Here is a 16,043-nt window from a genome sequence, read left to right as displayed (position 1 = left end):
GCTTTGGGAGGACAGCCGGATATTGTCATTATCGGATCTGGGATCGGCGGTGCTACAACCGCCGCCGGTCTTGCCGCATCGGGTGCAGAAATTCTTGTGCTGGAAGCCGGGGAGAGGCTCGCTGACAGGCCAGAAAACCGTGATCCGCGAGCCATATTTCAGCGGGGATTTTTCAGGCCGAAAGAGCAATGGTTTGAGGCGGATGGGACGCCGTTTAATCCCGGCAATTATTATAATGTCGGAGGCAATTCAAAATTCTATGGCGCGGTGCTGGTCCGCTACCGGCGCGAGGATTTTGAGGAAATAGCCCATCTTGAAGGTATTTCACCGGCATGGCCGTTTTCTTACGATGAGTTGGAGCCGTGGTATTGCCGTGCCGAACAATTGTTTCAGGTGCGTGGTGAGCTGGGTGATGACCCCACAGAGCCGTATCATTCTGAACCTTATCCATTCCCCGCAGTGCCGGATGAAAGGCCATTGGCTGAATTGCGCGCAAGGCTCAAGCGTAATGGTATTCACGCAGCTTCTTTGCCGCTTGGTGTGGATGTTGAGCGCTGGCTTGCCAAAGGCAAAACGCCTTGGGACGCGCATCCTAATGCAGATGATGGCAAGATGGATGCAGAAACATGTCCGCTGGCCGAGGCGCTCAAATATCCCAATGTCCGGCTAGAAACATCGGCCAGAGTGACGCGCATCAAAGCGGGCGCAGACGGCAAGATTGAAGCCGTTCACTATGTAAAAAATGGCGAGGAGCACATTTTGAGCCCCAAGCTGGTGGTGCTTTCGGCTGGTGCGGTGCAATCGGCAGCGCTGTTATTGCGCTCAAACATTGCCAATCGCTCGGATCAGGTGGGGCGAAATTTTATGAACCATAATGCCAGTGCGGTGATCGGGATTGATCCGCGCTTTCGCAATGATTCCGTTTACCAAAAGACATTCGGATTTAATGATTTCTATTTATCCGACGGGGCTGGCGGGCCACCATTGGGCAATGTGCAATTGCTGGGCCGGGTATCTGGCGCAGTGCTGAAAGCCAATATGATGCGGGTGCCGGAATGGGTGCTGGAGCGCATTTCACGTCGCAGCGTTGATTTTTATGCGATGAGCGAGGATTTGCCATCACCGGAAAGCCGCGTCACGGTGGATGGTGATCGCATCATGCTGCACTGGGTGCGCACCAATTGGAAAGCGCATTTGATGCTGGTGGACAAGCTCAAAACAGTGCTCAAACAGGTGGGCTTTCCGATCGTGCTTTCGCAGGCTTTTGACCGCCGCACACCATCGCATCAATGCGGAACCGTGCGGATTGGCAAGGATGGCGCAACAGCGCCGCTCGATCCTTATTGCCGGGCATATGATCATGCCAATCTCTATGTGGTGGATGCATCATTTTTGCCAACATCTGCGGCAGTCAATCCGGCGCTGACAATCGCTGCGCAGGCTTTGCGCGTTGCGGATCATATATCACGCGAGGTGCTTTGATGGGAGGAGCTTTGACGGGAGGAGCTGGGATGATCCGACAAAGACCTGTAGCGCTGGTCACCGGCGCACGGCGTGGCATTGGTTTTGCTATTGCGCGCGCACTCGCTGATAAGGGTTTTGATCTCGCTATCACCGACCGAGAGCATGACGAAGCGGCGATGAAAGAATTGCGGCAAACGGACCGAAAAATCATTTTCTTTGAAAGTGATCTGGCCGACATTGATCGGCACGAGGCGAGTGTTGCTGCAGTGGTTTGCGAGTTTGGCGGCATTGATTGCCTGGTTAATAATGCCGGCATGGGCTCGGTCGAGCGGGATGATTTTCTCAAACTCAAGCCCGAAAATTTCGACACGATTATGAATGTAAACCTTCGCGGCACGGTGTTTTTCACGCAGGCGGTTGTGCGCGCTATGTTGGCGGCAGCAGAAGTCCCATTTGCGCGCAGCATCACGACGATCAGTTCGGTTTCATCGGTGATGACATCACCGGAGCGGCTTGATTATTGCATCAGCAAGGCGGGCTTGAGCGCATTTGTGCAAGGGCTGGCATTGCGGCTCGCGGAAGCGCGAATTGGGGTGTTTGAAGTGCGGCCCGGCATTATTCGCACCGATATGACTGCCAAAGTGGCGGACCGTTATGACCGTCTGATTGAAGCCGGTCTAGTACCGATGAAGCGCTGGGGTGAAGCGGGCGATGTGGGTGCGGTGGTTGCCGCACTTGCGGGGGGAGATTTCATTTTTGCTACTGGCTCGACCATCCATGCGGATGGTGGACTTTCGATTGCAAAGCTTTGAGGGGGAATAAGCCCATGGCCTATGATTATATCATCGTCGGCGGAGGGCCGGCCGGTTGTGTGCTTGCCAATCGGCTGACGGAAGATCCGTCAGTGAAAGTACTGCTGCTGGAGGCTGGTGGCCGTGATTGGAACCCGCTTTTCCATATGCCTGCAGGTTTTGCTAAAATGACCAAGGGTGTGGGCAGCTGGGGCTGGGAAACCGTGCCACAAAAACATATGAAAAACCGGGTGTTTCGCTATACACAGGCTAAAGTGATCGGGGGCGGGTCCACGATCAATGCGCAGATTTATACGCGGGGCAATGCGGCTGATTTTGATCTCTGGGCTGAAGAAGACGGATGCGACGGTTGGGATTACCGGCACGTGCTGCCCTATTTCAAACGGGCGGAAGACAATCAGCGTTTCAACGATGATTATCATTCCTATGGGGGTCCGCTAGGCGTCTCGATGCCTTCAGCCCCGCTGCCGATTTGTGATGCTTATATTCGTGCCGGGCAGGAATTAGGCATACCTTATAATCCTGATTTTAACGGTCGTGAGCAGGCGGGGGTTGGGTTCTATCAGCTAACCCAACGCAATCGCCGGCGCTCGTCCGCGTCTCTTGCCTATCTTTCGCCGATCCGAAATCGCAAAAACCTGACCATTCGCGTCAATGCGCAGGTGCGCAATATTATGCTGGAAAAAACAAAGGCCACCGGGGTTGCGCTGATGAACGGTGAAACCATCAGGGCTGAACGTGAAGTGATTATAGCTTCAGGCGCCATAGGCTCGCCAAAGCTGCTTATGCAGTCGGGCATTGGACCGGCTGATCATTTGCAGCAGGTGGGGGTTGATGTGAAGCATGATCTGCCGGGCGTGGGGGAAAATCTACAAGATCATCTTGATTTGTTTGTGATTTGTGAATGTACCGGTGACCATACTTATGATGGCGTGGCCAAGCCACACCGGACGCTTGCGGCGGGGTTGCAATATATTTTGCTGCGCTCTGGGCCCGTGGCTTCGAGCCTGTTTGAAACCGGTGGCTTTTGGTATGCGGACCCGCAGGCCCGTTCGCCCGATATGCAGTTTCATTTGGGGCTTGGTTCCGGGATTGAAGCGGGTGTTGAGAAGCTTAAAAACGCTGGTGTCACACTTAATTCCGCCTATCTGCATCCGCGCTCGCGCGGGACGGTGCGGCTTTCTTCTTCCGATCCGCTCGCTTCACCGCTGATTGATCCGAATTATTGGAGTGATCCGCATGATGTTAAAATGTCGCTGGAAGGTTTGAGGATCGCACGGGAGATCATGAGCCAGCCTGCGCTCAAACCATTCGTGATGGCTGAACGCTTGCCGGGGCCAAAAATCACGAGCGATGAAGATCTATTTGACTATGCATGTGCCCATGCGAAAACCGATCACCACCCGGTGGGAACGTGCAGGATGGGTACGGATTCCATGGCGGTTGTTGATCTCGACTTGAAGGTGCATGGTTTGGAGAATTTGCGGGTCTGTGACAGTTCGGTGATGCCGCGGGTGCCTTCATGCAATACCAATGCGCCCACCATTATGATTGGTGAAAAGGGATCGGATATTATTCGCGGATATGACCCGCTGCCGCCAGCGGTATTTTCATGGGAGCGCAATGAGAAAAAGCCGCGTGCGCGACATTAATTGGCATCAATCTGAACTCTAAGGTTTACCAATTCACAAAACCGTTTAATCTCACGCCAAACGCATATTCGGGAGGATTTTATGAGTGGATTCGCAGTGGTGACAGGCGGCAATACGGGCATTGGCCGGCACCTTGTGACGGCTTTTGCTGAGGCAGGCTATGCTGTGGCTTTTAGCTATAAGCACGATGATGATGCCGCGCAGTCACTGGTCGAAAGCGTTGAAGAAGCGGGCGGGCAGGCTTTGGGGCTTGGTTGCGATGTGGGCGTGCGCGCCGAGGTGGAAGCCTTTTTCGATGAGATTTGTGATTGGTATGGCGATGTGCCCGAGGTGCTGGTCAATAATGCGGGTATTCAAACTTGGTCGACACTGCTCGATCTTTCGGAAAAAGATTGGGATGATGTTATTCAAACCAATATGAAGGGCTGCTTTCTCAATACTCAAGCCATAGCCAAGCGCTTGGTGGAAGTGGGTAAAGAAGGGTCGATTATCAATATCGGTTCTGGTTGTAACAAATTGGCCTTCCCGAAACTCGTTTCCTATACGGCTTCCAAGGGTGGAATTGAGCAGTTCACTAAGGTTTCGGCAGTAGAGCTTGGGCCGCATGGTATCAGGGTTAATTGCGTGGCGCCGGGTGCGATCCTCAATGAGCGCACGGCAGAAGAACAGCCCGATTATGCCGGTACATGGGCGCGAGTGACGCCGCTGCGCAGGGTTGGAACCGTGGAAGACCTCGCAGGACCGGTGCTGTTTCTGGCATCGGATGCTGCACGTTTTGTGACGGGGCAGACATTAGGCGTCGATGGCGGTGTGTTCGCGCGGGCCAATTGGCCGTATGAGGAGTGAGAAAAGATGGTAAGCCTTCAGAGCTGATTAATCGCTTAAAAACCAGTGGTGCTATTTTAGAAATCAAGAATTCCAGATTGCCTAAGCGGATGCCAGCGAGGCATAAACGATTAACGGCTTATTTCTGGGAATCGTGTGGCCGATGCCCTTTACGCTGGTTTCTACGGCGCCAAAACGACTTTTGCATATTTGGTTGATTACCATTGTCGACATTCTGCGGCAGTTCATCAGCAAACTGCTCGGGTTCGCTTGGTGTCTGTTTTTTTGCTTTATAAGATAGATCGCGAACTCCGTCGGTGTGTTCATATAAGTGGTCATGTAGACCATAACCCAAGGGATCTATCACAACATCGATCCCTTCTCGCCGCGCTAATTTGGCCGCCGGAACAAAGTCACTATCCCCGACAATCATAATGATTTGATCTACTGCATTTTTGTAAGCCAAAGATGCCACGTCGATTCCTAATCTCATATCGATGCCCTTTTGAATTACATCTAATGAAAAATCGTCATCAGTTAATTGTTCCCACGTTACTTCTTTGCGAAGCAGTTTGGTCTGCGCTTCGAACTTTAACTTCCATGTCGCTGTTTCTATTAGGTGACCGAGACGTAAAGCAACCTTACGCTTCTTAAGAAGCTCCTTGTGCAAATTTAAGCGGAACTTTGCTATATCAGATTTCGCAAAATCTATGGAGCGCTTGCTTATAGGCAAATGCATTTTCTTTTCAATTGGTGGACAATCGTAAAAGAAAATTCGATAGAGCTCAAAGTCGCAAAAAATAGGTGTTCGGTTCTTAGTGCCAATTCTTTGATTAGTGTGTCTTAAGGCATGGCGGAAGATCAAATTTGCCACTTGAGATGGCTCATTCCACGGTACGTTCGGATCTACGTTTTTAAGCCGCTTTAAGAAAAAGGCTCCATCAATCATAATTGCCAGACGACGCATAGTCATATGCTTTATTGCCTCCCCCAAAGCAAAAAAAGCCCTTGGGATCGGCACTCAATTGATTACGACTTTTGTCGATCGAGTGCGTACTGCCAAGGGACCGTATGCTTGAAATATATATATGGGAATCGATTTGTAAAGCCCGCAATGTGTTTTTTCTTTAAGAGTCAAGAGCCACACAATATATAGACACGATTAATTTTATGGATACCCTATGTGCCAGTCAAAGGAAAATAGGTTGCTGCTGCTTGGTCGCGCACCGTTGCCGCGACCCGAGTAACCCATCGAAATCGCGCGTTAGCCATTTGCAGTATGGCAATTAAAACATTGATTTTATTGGTGATCCCGACTGGATTCGAACCAGTGGCCTACAGATTAGGAATCTGTCGCTCTATCCTACTGAGCTACGGGACCGCCTGAAGCACTAGGCATTTGCCGAAAAATGATTCCGTTCGACAAATATTTTTGACACATAATGGTTTTCGCATCATTCGCCAACCCCGCAAAAACGGGGAAGGGAAATTTCTACATGCCTAATCCGTCAGCCGATTAAGCGGCGAGGGCGGTTTCAATAATAGAAACGAAATAGCTGATGCCATAGGGGATCGCTTCGTCGTTAAAATCATAGGCCGGGTGGTGCAGGCCAGCAGTATCGCCATTGCCGATAAAAATATACGCGCCCGGTCGCGCTTCGAGCATATAGGAAAAATCCTCAGCCGCCATCATCGGGTTCACATCCGTCTGCACCATCGCGTCGCCTGCAACAGCTTTTGCAATGCGGGCGGCAAATTCGGTCTGCGCATCGTGGTTGAAGGTCACTGGATAATTATTCTTATAGCGCACAGTGATTTCTGCTCCCGTGGTCGCAGCAATACCTGCCGCTACCTCCCGCAAACGTTGTTCGGCAAAGGCGCGTGTTTCCTTGCTCAAAGAGCGAACGGTTCCGGAAAGTTTGGCTTCTTGCGGGATCACATTATAGGCTTCTCCAGCATGGAATTTCGTAACAGAAATTACGAGCGAATCGAGCGGGTCCGTATTGCGTGAAACGATGTTCTGCACGGCGGTGAGCAATTGTGCGCCCGTCATGATCGGGTCGATGGTTCGATGAGGCTGAGCCGCGTGGCCGCCACGGCCTTTGATAAAGAAGTCAAATTCATCGGTTGCAGCCATGATCGGGCCTTTGCACATGGCAAATTGGCCGACGGGAAGGCCAGGAAGATTATGCACACCGTAGATCTCTGAGATACCAAAACGCTCCATCAGGCCGTCATTGATCATCGCCAATGCGCCTGCTCCGCCTTCCTCAGCTGGCTGGAACACCAGCACGGCGGAACCACGAAAATTGCGGGTTTCGCAAAGATATTTTGCAGTGCCCAGCAACATGGCGGTGTGGCCATCATGCCCGCAGGAATGCGCTTTACCGGGAATTGTTGATGCCCATTCGACGCCGCTGGTTTCTGTGATGGGCAGGGCGTCCATATCCGCACGAAGGCCGATGCTGGGGCCATCGCCATTTTTTCCGTTGATGATCGCAACAATGCCAGAACGGCCAATGCCGGTTTCTATCCGATCACAGCCAAAGGATTTTAGCTTTTCTTCCACAAAGCGGATGGTCAGAGGCAGATCATAAAGCGTTTCCGGATATTGGTGCAGATGACGGCGCCAAGCAACAACATCAGACTGGATTTCTGCGGCGCGGTTTAGGATCGGCATATTTAAGCTCCCAAAGGTTGAGCGCAATTATCAGGATGGGCCCAATTATTGGGTGGCAAGATATGACGTATTGGTGAAAGCCAGCAATCCCTGTTTGCCTTTTCCTCGCCACATGGCATAGATAGAAAAGCGCAGATCCTCCTTATTGAAGAGTATTGCTTGGCATTATGGACATTTATGCAAGCCGGAGCGAAGGCTGGCGAAGTTCGTAAAACAGGCGGGGAGGGAAACTATCATACGCAAAATTGCGGCCATTGATGATTGGAACTACGCAAATGATATCGAAGTCGTTGAAAATCTGGCTCGCGGTAGCGGCGATCTCAGGCTTGGCTCTCTCTGCGGCTTCGGCGAATCCCGCTATTGCTGTTGATGTGGCCTCGGGCAAAGTCTATGCCCAAAAAGATGCTTTTCAGCGCTGGTATCCGGCTTCTCTCACCAAAATGATGAGCGCGTATGTGGTATTTCGTGCATTGGAAGCGGGGGAACTCACGCTTTCTTCGCCCGTGCGCATGACGGTGAAAGCTGCGAAGGAACCGCCGAGCAAAATGGGGTATCGACCCGGATCAGTGATGACACTGGATACGGCGCTGACCATCATGTTGGTTAAATCTGCCAATGACGTCTCAGTTGCTTTAGCGGAAGCTGTTGCTGGCTCGCAAGAAGCGTTTGTGAAGCGTATGAATTCGGAAGCCAAACGGCTTGGCATGTTTGGTACAAATTTTGCCAATCCGAATGGGCTTCACGATCCCAAAAACTATTCAACCGCGCGCGATATGGCGGTTTTGGGCGTGCAATTGCGCCGCGAATTCCCACAATATGCCCATTATTTTTCCACCGAAGCGATTGATACCGGTGACGGCAAGAAACCACAGCCCAATTACAATATTCTGCTTGGTCGTTATGATGGCGCAGATGGTATGAAAACCGGGTTTGTCTGTGCATCGGGCTTTAATCTGGCCAGTTCTGCCACCAGGCAGGGGCGTACAATTCTTGCAATTGTGCTTGGCGCTGATCGGCAGGAAACGCGTGCTGCACAGGCAGCGCAATTGATGAGTGACGCATTCCGTTCCAATGGGGCTGGGGCGCCCACCCTTGCGACAATGGCGCCGCCGCCAGGCACAGCGATCAATGAGGCAGTGAACTTACGCAGCGTGATTTGTAGCCAAGAAGCCATGGCTAAACGTTGGGATGGCCGGGATGTTGAAGGCCGGTTAAAAATAGATTCACCCTATATTCGACCGATGACCCGTGAACCGATTCCGGTTAAAGTTGGGTTGGTTTCCGAACCGCCGCGTAATGTTTCCAAAGTCAGCCAGATGGATCTGTCGCGAATTCCCGTGCCTATGCAGCGTCCGCAGCGCAGAGCTGAGATTAGGGAGGCTAATATAAATTAGGCGCTGGCGCTTTGCTTCGACATTATTTCTGAAATTATTTGAACCTTTGCAGGCGTGGTCCTGCAATGAGGTTGCGGATTAATAAACCATGGCGACACCAATTCCAGTTTCTGTGCTCACCGGCTTTCTCGGCTCGGGTAAGACTACGCTTCTCAATCGGCTGCTTAAGGACCCGTCACTGACGGATACGGCAGTTATCATCAATGAGTTTGGCGAGATCAGTATTGATCATCTCTTGGTTGAGCAGGCCAGTGAAGGTGTGATTGAACTTGCGGATGGCTGTCTTTGCTGCACCGTGCGCGGCGAGCTGGTGGATACGCTTGCAGATCTGATTGATCGGCTGGACACAGGCCGCATCAAATCTTTAAAACGCGTGATTATTGAAACAACCGGCTTGGCTGATCCTGCACCGGTGTTGCATTCCATCATGGGGCATCCGGTATTGTTGCAGGCGTTCCGACTGGATGGCGTTCTGACAACTGTTGATGCGGTTAATGGTATGGCAACGCTCGATAATCACGAGGAAGCCATTAAACAAGCGGCAATGGCGGATCGTATCATCATCACCAAGGCCGAGCTTCCGGAAGCGCAGACAGGGCTTGCAGCGCTAAAAGCGCGTTTAAGGCAGCTTAATCCGGGTGCGGATATTCTTGAAGCATCTGACAATCGCACCGGATATGCGCAGCTTTTTGAATGTGGGCTTTATAATCCGGAGACAAAAACAGCGGATGTTCAGCACTGGTTGCGGGCGCAAGCCTATGAAGATCAACATGCTGAACATGAGCACATTTGCGGTCCTGATTGTGATCACGAGCATCATGATCATAAACATGGGCATCACCATCATCGCGATGATGCGATCCGTTCATTTTCTTTGCGTCATAAGGAACCTATTCCCTATTCGACATTTGAAATGTTCCTTGATCTTTTACGATCAACCCATGGTGAAAAACTGTTGCGGGTAAAAGGGATTGTACAGATTGCAGAAGATCCTGATCGGCCATTGGTTATTCACGGCGTACAGAAAATCTTTCATCCACCGGCACGGCTCCCTCAATGGCCAGAAGCGGCGCAGCGCGAAACATTGCTGGTGATGATCGTCAAGGATTTGTCAGAAAACTATGTGCGCGAATTATTTGACGCGTTTTTGGGAAAACCGGCTCCAGACCGGCCAGACCGAGCGGCAATGATGGATAATCCGCTGGCAATACCTGGTTATTCACCGGGACGATAAGGCTATTTCTTGCGAATAAGAAACCGATGAAGGCCGGGCTCTTGCAGATGCTGGACCAGCTCATGGCCTTCCTGTGCGCAGAAATGTGGTAAATCTATACCGGCAAGGGGGTCAGATGTCTCGACCCATAAAAGGTCACCGCTTTGCATAGAGCGCAGGCGATTGCGCGTTTTTAAAACCGGAAGAGGGCATTTAAGCCCTCTTAGATCATAGATCGGTATTTCAGCTTGTTGCACGACTAATTGCCGCCAAATTTCCACCATGGCTTTTTCTTTTCCGGGATCACCTGTTCTGCAATGGTGGTTGCGGTGGTGACAGGTGATTGGACCGCTTCAGGATTGTTCTGCGGTATCGGAACGGAAACTGGTTGAACGGTTGCTGAGTCAACAGCTTGTGGTGTTGCAACGGCGTTTACGGGTTGCGCTATAGGTGCAACATCCGGTGCATTCGGCTTTTCTGCTGATGCTGGGGTGAGTGACGGAGGTTCGCGGCTCACTCTTTCGCCGCGCGCGCGGGCTGCGCTCCATTGCGAAACCAGTTTTGCTTCGGCAATACCCTGGATTGAGGGCGAAGGTGCCTTCAGGCTGGCGCTGAAAGCGCTCTGGAAGGTTTTCTCATAAGAAGAAGCGTAGGCCATGGATTGGTTGCCTACAGATGGCGGGCATGCCCCGGCGGGATCAAGCGTCTCGCCTTCCGGCACTGCGTTGAACACGTAGCGTTTTTCGCAGACATCGACTTTTGGCGGCGTTTTCGTGGCCTCAAAAGCATCGTAACCTTGCTTAAGCATTTTCCAGAATTCGAAATTTGGATCGTTACGATAACGAGCCATATTTGCATTGGTCATGCGAAATGGAAAAGCTTGAATCTGGAAATCCCGCTGTCCGCCTCTAAAGGCATCCCGGCCAAAGGCGTAAATCTCGCTCACACTTTCATCGGTCATGGAATAGCAGCCCGAAGATGAGCAGGCGCCGTGAACCATCAAATGCTGGCCCGTGCGCTCATTTACGCGATCATAGGCGTTTGGGAAACCCATGTTGAATGCAAGGTAATATTGCGATGTGGGATTCATTTGCGCGGGGCGGACAGTGTAGAAACCTTCCGGTGCCTGACGGTCGCCTTCAATGAATTTTGGACCCAGTTTTCCCGACCATTTGCAGATTTCATAGGAAGCGATCTGATCGTATTTGCCGTTATTCTTTTGCTTCCAGACTTCGAGGACGTTTTCTTCTTTGAAGATGCGAACAAGAATAGGCGAATGGCGAGACATGCCCTTTGCCTTCATTTTTGCAACGATCTTATTAGGCAGAGGTGTTTCGTGCCGCATGCCAAGATCGGCAACGGTCGAACCCTGACACCCTGCGAGAAAGGTTGTTGCAAGAATAGTGGCTATAATTGCGCTTCTGATTTTCATTTCGCATCACGCCCGTCTGGAGTAGTGCCTTCAAACCTCTTTGAAAAACCATCTAACAAAGAGTTTGAGCTGGATGAAATGGTATTACCATGTCATCATTTTATCTTTTCAAGCACTTTCGAATGTAAGGCGACGCGTGCCGTCAATCGATTGCGCTTTCGAAGCTTGGATATTATCGGCAAAACCTTTCATTATCGTTGATAAATCCTTGCTCAAATACCCAAAATTCCTTTGCTGCGCAATATGACGGAATTGACAAGTGGATGCAATCCGGCGCGCTGTCGAGCGCGCCAGAATGATTATTTCATGCTTTGTGGAATTTAAATATTGCGGCCGATCTGAAGGAATTTCTGGCGACGCTCCTGTTTGAGCGTTTCACCGTCAATATCTTTCATGGCGCGTAAGGATGCGGTGATGATATCACCCGTAGCATCAATGGCTGCCTCCTTACCACGATGGGCGCCGCCCACTGGCTCGGAAATGATGCCGTCGATGATCTTAAGATCGAAAAGATCCTGCGCAGTGATGCGCATATTTGAAGCTGCATCTTTGGCGCGGGTCGAATCATGCCAGAGGATCGACGCGGCACCTTCAGGCGAAATCACCGAGTAAATCGAGTGTTCCAGCATATAGACGCGGTTTGCCACTGCAATCGCAATCGCGCCGCCAGACCCGCCTTCACCGATGATGATCGAGATCACGGGAACACGTAGTTTTAGGCATTGAGCGGTTGAGCGGGCAATGGCTTCGGCCTGTCCGCGTTCTTCTGCACTTACGCCCGGATATGCGCCGGCTGTATCAACAAAGGTGATCAGCGGTAACTGGAAACGGTCTGCCAATTCCATGATGCGCACGGCTTTGCGATAGCCTTCAGGGCGAGCGGAGCCAAAATTATGCTTTAGGCGGGTTTTTGTGTCCGAGCCTTTTTCCTGACCGAGAATGGCGACGGGCTGGCCGTTGAAGCGGGCAAAACCACCCTGAATGGCTTCATCATTGGCAAATTGGCGATCACCAGCCAGAGGGGTGAACTCGGTAAAAAGCCGATTGATATAATCCAGACAATGCGGACGATCCGGATGGCGCGCGATCTGCGCTTTCTGCCACGGGGTCAGCTTGCGGTAAATATCCCTCAATGCATCGGCCGAGCGCTTCTCGAGACGGCTGATCTCGTCGCTCATCTCAACGCTGCCTTGTTCCTGAGCGAGCTTCTTTAGCTCCAGAATCTGGCCTTCGAGGTCGGCGACGGGTTTTTCAAAATCGAGATAGTTATACATCGGGCCTGACTATCGTGAGTTTCTAAGCTATTGGCCAGTAAGCTGACCGAGCAAAAAAGGCTATCTTGCGGCCTTACATATTTACTTCATAGCTAAGTTGCAAATTTTTCTGGCTTTCTCATACAAGCGAGCGCGCTAATCGGCAAGCGGATGATGCTCACTTACCAATTTATGCAGTCTTTCTTCCAAAACATGAGTATAAATTTGTGTGGTGGAAATATCGGCATGCCCCAGCAATTGCTGCACGGTGCGCAGATCGGCCCCATTTTGCAAAAGATGGCTCGCAAAAGCATGGCGAAGCACATGCGGTGAGACAGAGCTGGCGGAAAGTCCAGAGCGGACGGCAAGCGCCTTCAATTCGCGGGCAAAAACCTGGCGGGCGAGATGGCCGGTTTCGGAAAAAGCCGGAAAAAGCCACGGGTTTTCGTCATAACCGGGCAATTCATCACGCAAAGCAAGAAAGCCTTGTAACGCCTCGCGTGCCTTTAGAGACAAAGGCACCATGCGTTCTTTCGCGCCTTTGCCACGCACGATCAGAAAGCGATCATCGGTGCGCACCACGCTTCGCGGCAGGCCAACCAGTTCTGACACGCGCAAGCCGGTTGCATACAGGGTTTCAAGAAGCGCATGCAAGCGCAGTGCTTTAATTTGCTCGATCGGTTCACTCGCTTCATTGGCCTCAAGAGCGGCGCGATCAAGTAGACGGCTGACATTTTCGACGCTCAAAATTTTTGGCAGAGGTTTTTGTTTTTTGGGGGCGTCAATAACACTGGTTGGGTCATCCTGTCGGATGCCTTCGGTATAGAGAAAGCGGAAAAATTGCTTAAGTGCTGAGAGCCTGCGCGCCTGTGATGTTGCGGCAAAGCCCTGTGCGGCCATGGTATCAAGGGTCTGACGAATGTCTTGAGTGGAGCTTTGCGGAAGCTCGACACCGCGCTTTGCCACGAGTTCTGCGCAGGCTTCCAGATCACGGCGATAGGAATCGAGCGTATTTTGTGCGGCTCCGCGTTCTGCGCTCATCATCTCAAGGAAATTTTCAATAGCAATGGATGCGCGCATTGTTACTCCTCTATGCCCTGATTGCTGTTCTCGCCCGGCTCATCTTGGCGATTATCAAGCATATCCGAATTGATGGGTCGAGGCGGAGCAATCACGCGTTGTTTGATTTTTGCGGCAGGAATTTCCTGTCTGATCATATGGCGAGAAGGTTCTACCAAATGCGCAAGCGCGTACATTGCGCCATAGATGATGGCGACAATCAGTGCAAGAAATCCGAAGATTCGCGTCAAAGTGGGCATGATGCTTTATGCTGCCCTATTGAAGTGAAAGCAAGAAAAGTCACAGCGGTAAAAGCTGCTATTGAGCGCTTTAGCCCGATTAAGCCGGGCTTTTGTCATAAAAGCCGGTTTGATATGCGGAAACCATTCTAAAGCGATTGACGCCGCGTTCTTTTTGATGTGGAAACGACACAAATGGACGAGGGCTATGAGCAGTACGGAAAAACAGACAGGTCTTAATGGGAAAGCGCCTATTATCCATCAATTGTTGGGTTCAAGGGTGGTGGTTCTCGTGGGGCTAATGGGAGCAGGAAAATCTACCGTCGGGCGCAAGGTTGCGACGATGCTGGGCCTGCCTTTCCGAGATGCGGATACAGAAATTGAAAATGTTTCGCGCATGAGCGTTCCGGAGCTTTTTGAAGCCTATGGTGAGGACGAGTTTCGCGATCTGGAACGGCGAGTGATTTTGCGCCTTCTTGATGATGGGCCAATGGTTCTGGCAACCGGGGGCGGCGCTTATATGAATGAAGAGACGCGTTCTTCGATCGCGAGGGCTGGGATTTCTATCTGGCTTAATGCGGAACTGGATGTGCTCATGGAGCGAGTTTCACGGCGTCAAAACCGGCCGTTGTTGCAAAATGACAATCCGCGCGGCGTGATGCAAAGTCTGATGGAGCGGCGCTATCCGATCTATGCGCAGGCCGATATTGAGATCATGTCACGCGACGATAAAAAAGAAGTGATCGCTGCAGAAATGATTGATGCTCTGGCAGCGCATTTGGAGAAAATACGGGCCTGAGCTCTGGATAAGAGAAAGAAAAGATTATGAATGCGCCTATGAACGCTGCCGATATTGTCACTGTTCCGGTTTCATTGGGTGAGCGTTCCTATGATATTTTGATTGGTAAAGGGTTGATCGAGCGGGCGGGTGAAGAAATAGCTCGTCGGCTCAAAGATGTTCGCGTGGCTATTGTGACCGATGAGAATGTCGCCAGCGCACATTTAGAGCGGCTTACAGCAGCGTTTGAGCGCGCTGGCATTCAGTCAACACCGATTATTGTAGCGCCGGGGGAGAAGTCAAAATCATTTGCGACGCTTGAGATGGTCACCAATGCGGTGCTTGCGGCGCGGCTTGAGCGGGGCGATGCGGTGGTGGCTTTTGGCGGGGGTGTTGTGGGCGATCTTGCAGGATTTGTCAGCGGGATCGTTCGGCGCGGCATGAATTTTATCCAGATACCGACTTCGCTTTTGGCGCAAGTGGATTCTTCGGTTGGCGGCAAGACCGGCATCAATACCGAACATGGCAAGAACCTTGTTGGGGTTTTTTATCAGCCGCAGCTGGTGCTGGCGGATACGGAAATTCTCGATACATTGTCAGAGCGTGAGTTTCGTGCAGGCTATGCGGAAGTGGCAAAATATGGGCTGATGGATCGGCCAGAATTTTTTGCATGGCTTGAGCAAAACTGGCAGGATGTTTTTGCAGGTGGGCCGGCGCGCACCGAGGCTATTGCTCAATCTTGCCGCTCGAAAGCCGCAGTGGTGGCACGCGATGAGCGCGAATCAGGCGACCGGGCCTTGCTCAATCTGGGCCATACTTTCGGTCATGCGCTGGAAACAGCGACCGGGTATGATTCAACGCGTCTGGTTCACGGCGAAGCTGTTGCCATTGGCATGGCGCTTGCGCATCGATTTTCCGTAAAAATGAACCTGTGCGCCATTGAGGATGCAGAGCGGGTAGAAACTCATCTGAAAGCGGTCGGACTTCCGGCCCGGCTTTCCGATGTGCCGGGCGGTTTGCCTTCTGCTGAAAAATTGATGGATTATATTGCGCAGGACAAAAAAGTAGAACGGGGTGCGTTGACCTTTATTCTGACCCGCGGCATTGGCCAGTCCTTCATTGCGAAGGATGTTCCTTCATCCAGCGTGCTGGAATTTTTGAAGGAGCGGCTTCCTGCTGCCTAAATAGGCTTTGACACTCTACTGACATGCGCCGTCTCGGGCGGCGCATCACTAGCCTGAA

15 protein-coding genes and 1 tRNA gene are annotated in these 16,043 nt (G+C 51.6%); 8 read left to right on the top strand and 8 right to left on the bottom strand.

The window, feature by feature from the left end; genetic code table 11:
- Nucleotides 1-3: 3 nt before the first annotated feature.
- The 4 genes from C7374_RS00645 (at nucleotide 4) to C7374_RS00630 (ending at nucleotide 4,774) form a co-directional block, all read left to right on the top strand.
- On the top strand, nucleotides 4-1,482 hold the full coding sequence (locus C7374_RS00645; RefSeq protein ID WP_111574224.1) for an FAD-dependent oxidoreductase: 1,479 nt from the start codon (nucleotides 4-6) through the stop codon (nucleotides 1,480-1,482).
- Nucleotides 1,483-1,511: 29 nt separating this feature from the next.
- Nucleotides 1,512-2,276, top strand: a complete 765-nt coding sequence (locus tag C7374_RS00640) for a 3-ketoacyl-ACP reductase (RefSeq protein WP_111573685.1) — start codon at nucleotides 1,512-1,514, stop codon at nucleotides 2,274-2,276.
- Between the two features lie 14 nt (nucleotides 2,277-2,290).
- Nucleotides 2,291-3,928, top strand: a complete 1,638-nt coding sequence (locus C7374_RS00635; RefSeq protein WP_111573684.1) for a GMC family oxidoreductase — start codon at nucleotides 2,291-2,293, stop codon at nucleotides 3,926-3,928.
- Between the two features lie 81 nt (nucleotides 3,929-4,009).
- Complete coding sequence (locus tag C7374_RS00630; protein WP_111573683.1) at nucleotides 4,010-4,774, top strand: SDR family NAD(P)-dependent oxidoreductase; 765 nt, start codon at nucleotides 4,010-4,012, stop codon at nucleotides 4,772-4,774.
- A gap of 118 nt (nucleotides 4,775-4,892) precedes the next feature.
- Here C7374_RS00630 and C7374_RS00625 read toward each other — a convergent pair whose 3' ends face one another.
- The 3 genes from C7374_RS00625 to C7374_RS00615 form a co-directional block, all read right to left on the bottom strand.
- Complete coding sequence (locus tag C7374_RS00625) at nucleotides 4,893-5,726, bottom strand: NYN domain-containing protein (protein ID WP_210205054.1); 834 nt, start codon at nucleotides 5,724-5,726, stop codon at nucleotides 4,893-4,895.
- 331 nt (nucleotides 5,727-6,057) lie between these two features.
- Nucleotides 6,058-6,134, bottom strand: a tRNA-Arg gene (locus C7374_RS00620).
- 135 nt (nucleotides 6,135-6,269) lie between these two features.
- The gene (locus C7374_RS00615) at nucleotides 6,270-7,433 is read right to left on the bottom strand and encodes a M20 aminoacylase family protein (protein WP_111573682.1); all 1,164 of its coding nucleotides are present in this window, start codon (nucleotides 7,431-7,433) and stop codon (nucleotides 6,270-6,272) included.
- Between the two features lie 275 nt (nucleotides 7,434-7,708).
- Here C7374_RS00615 and C7374_RS00610 point away from each other — a divergent pair, with 275 nt between their 5' ends.
- Both C7374_RS00610 and C7374_RS00605 read left to right on the top strand, forming a co-directional pair.
- The gene (locus C7374_RS00610; protein WP_111574222.1) at nucleotides 7,709-8,827 is read left to right on the top strand and encodes a D-alanyl-D-alanine carboxypeptidase family protein; all 1,119 of its coding nucleotides are present in this window, start codon (nucleotides 7,709-7,711) and stop codon (nucleotides 8,825-8,827) included.
- An 88-nt stretch (nucleotides 8,828-8,915) separates the two neighbouring features.
- On the top strand, nucleotides 8,916-10,061 hold the full coding sequence (locus C7374_RS00605; protein ID WP_111573681.1) for a CobW family GTP-binding protein: 1,146 nt from the start codon (nucleotides 8,916-8,918) through the stop codon (nucleotides 10,059-10,061).
- 2 nt (nucleotides 10,062-10,063) lie between these two features.
- Here C7374_RS00605 and C7374_RS00600 read toward each other — a convergent pair whose 3' ends face one another.
- From C7374_RS00600 to C7374_RS16330, 5 genes are all read right to left on the bottom strand, one after another.
- Nucleotides 10,064-10,321 carry a sulfurtransferase TusA family protein gene (locus tag C7374_RS00600; RefSeq protein WP_374849965.1) on the bottom strand — a complete coding sequence of 86 codons (258 nt, stop codon included), beginning with the start codon at nucleotides 10,319-10,321 and terminating at the stop codon, nucleotides 10,064-10,066.
- Entirely contained in the window at nucleotides 10,300-11,472 is a 1,173-nt protein-coding gene (locus C7374_RS00595; RefSeq protein ID WP_111573679.1) for a L,D-transpeptidase family protein, read from the bottom strand. Before C7374_RS00595 ends, C7374_RS00600 begins: the two co-directional genes overlap by 22 nt.
- A gap of 320 nt (nucleotides 11,473-11,792) precedes the next feature.
- Nucleotides 11,793-12,746, bottom strand: coding sequence for an acetyl-CoA carboxylase carboxyltransferase subunit alpha (locus tag C7374_RS00590; protein WP_111573678.1), 954 nt, complete (start codon nucleotides 12,744-12,746; stop codon nucleotides 11,793-11,795).
- Between the two features lie 135 nt (nucleotides 12,747-12,881).
- Nucleotides 12,882-13,805 (bottom strand): site-specific tyrosine recombinase XerD, encoded by a 924-nt coding sequence (gene xerD, locus C7374_RS00585; protein WP_111573677.1) that lies wholly within the window; start codon nucleotides 13,803-13,805, stop codon nucleotides 12,882-12,884.
- A 2-nt stretch (nucleotides 13,806-13,807) separates the two neighbouring features.
- Nucleotides 13,808-14,044 carry a hypothetical protein gene (locus tag C7374_RS16330; protein WP_245412548.1) on the bottom strand — a complete coding sequence of 79 codons (237 nt, stop codon included), beginning with the start codon at nucleotides 14,042-14,044 and terminating at the stop codon, nucleotides 13,808-13,810.
- Between the two features lie 187 nt (nucleotides 14,045-14,231).
- Between C7374_RS16330 and C7374_RS00575 the strand changes: the two genes are divergently transcribed.
- Both C7374_RS00575 and aroB read left to right on the top strand, forming a co-directional pair.
- Entirely contained in the window at nucleotides 14,232-14,822 is a 591-nt protein-coding gene (locus C7374_RS00575; protein WP_111573676.1) for a shikimate kinase, read from the top strand.
- A 26-nt stretch (nucleotides 14,823-14,848) separates the two neighbouring features.
- Nucleotides 14,849-15,985: a 3-dehydroquinate synthase gene (gene aroB / locus C7374_RS00570; RefSeq protein ID WP_111573675.1), complete on the top strand. Its 1,137-nt coding sequence runs from the start codon at nucleotides 14,849-14,851 to the stop codon at nucleotides 15,983-15,985.
- Nucleotides 15,986-16,043 lie beyond the last annotated feature (58 nt).

Source organism: Falsochrobactrum ovis (assembly GCF_003259955.1).
GTDB classification, from domain to species: Bacteria; Pseudomonadota; Alphaproteobacteria; order Rhizobiales; family Rhizobiaceae; genus Brucella; species Brucella ovis_A.
The sequence above is the reverse complement of the archived record's forward strand: the minus strand, read 5'-3'. Positions and strand labels throughout refer to the sequence as shown.

What these genes read in the sequence shown, in the direction of transcription:
- C7374_RS00640 (WP_111573685.1), top strand. Translation starts at nt 1,512, where the DNA reads ATGATCCGACAAAGACCTGTAGCGCTGGTCACCGGCGCACGGCGTGGC.
- C7374_RS00635 (WP_111573684.1), top strand. Translation starts at nt 2,291, where the DNA reads ATGGCCTATGATTATATCATCGTCGGCGGAGGGCCGGCCGGTTGTGTG.
- C7374_RS00630 (WP_111573683.1), top strand. Translation starts at nt 4,010, where the DNA reads ATGAGTGGATTCGCAGTGGTGACAGGCGGCAATACGGGCATTGGCCGG.
- C7374_RS00625 (WP_210205054.1), bottom strand. Translation starts at nt 5,726, where the DNA reads ATGACTATGCGTCGTCTGGCAATTATGATTGATGGAGCCTTTTTCTTA.
- C7374_RS00615 (WP_111573682.1), bottom strand. Translation starts at nt 7,433, where the DNA reads ATGCCGATCCTAAACCGCGCCGCAGAAATCCAGTCTGATGTTGTTGCT.
- C7374_RS00610 (WP_111574222.1), top strand. Translation starts at nt 7,709, where the DNA reads ATGATATCGAAGTCGTTGAAAATCTGGCTCGCGGTAGCGGCGATCTCA.
- C7374_RS00605 (WP_111573681.1), top strand. Translation starts at nt 8,916, where the DNA reads ATGGCGACACCAATTCCAGTTTCTGTGCTCACCGGCTTTCTCGGCTCG.
- C7374_RS00595 (WP_111573679.1), bottom strand. Translation starts at nt 11,472, where the DNA reads ATGAAAATCAGAAGCGCAATTATAGCCACTATTCTTGCAACAACCTTT.
- C7374_RS00590 (WP_111573678.1), bottom strand. Translation starts at nt 12,746, where the DNA reads ATGTATAACTATCTCGATTTTGAAAAACCCGTCGCCGACCTCGAAGGC.
- xerD (WP_111573677.1), bottom strand. Translation starts at nt 13,805, where the DNA reads ATGCGCGCATCCATTGCTATTGAAAATTTCCTTGAGATGATGAGCGCA.
- C7374_RS16330 (WP_245412548.1), bottom strand. Translation starts at nt 14,044, where the DNA reads ATGCCCACTTTGACGCGAATCTTCGGATTTCTTGCACTGATTGTCGCC.
- C7374_RS00575 (WP_111573676.1), top strand. Translation starts at nt 14,232, where the DNA reads ATGAGCAGTACGGAAAAACAGACAGGTCTTAATGGGAAAGCGCCTATT.
- aroB (WP_111573675.1), top strand. Translation starts at nt 14,849, where the DNA reads ATGAATGCGCCTATGAACGCTGCCGATATTGTCACTGTTCCGGTTTCA.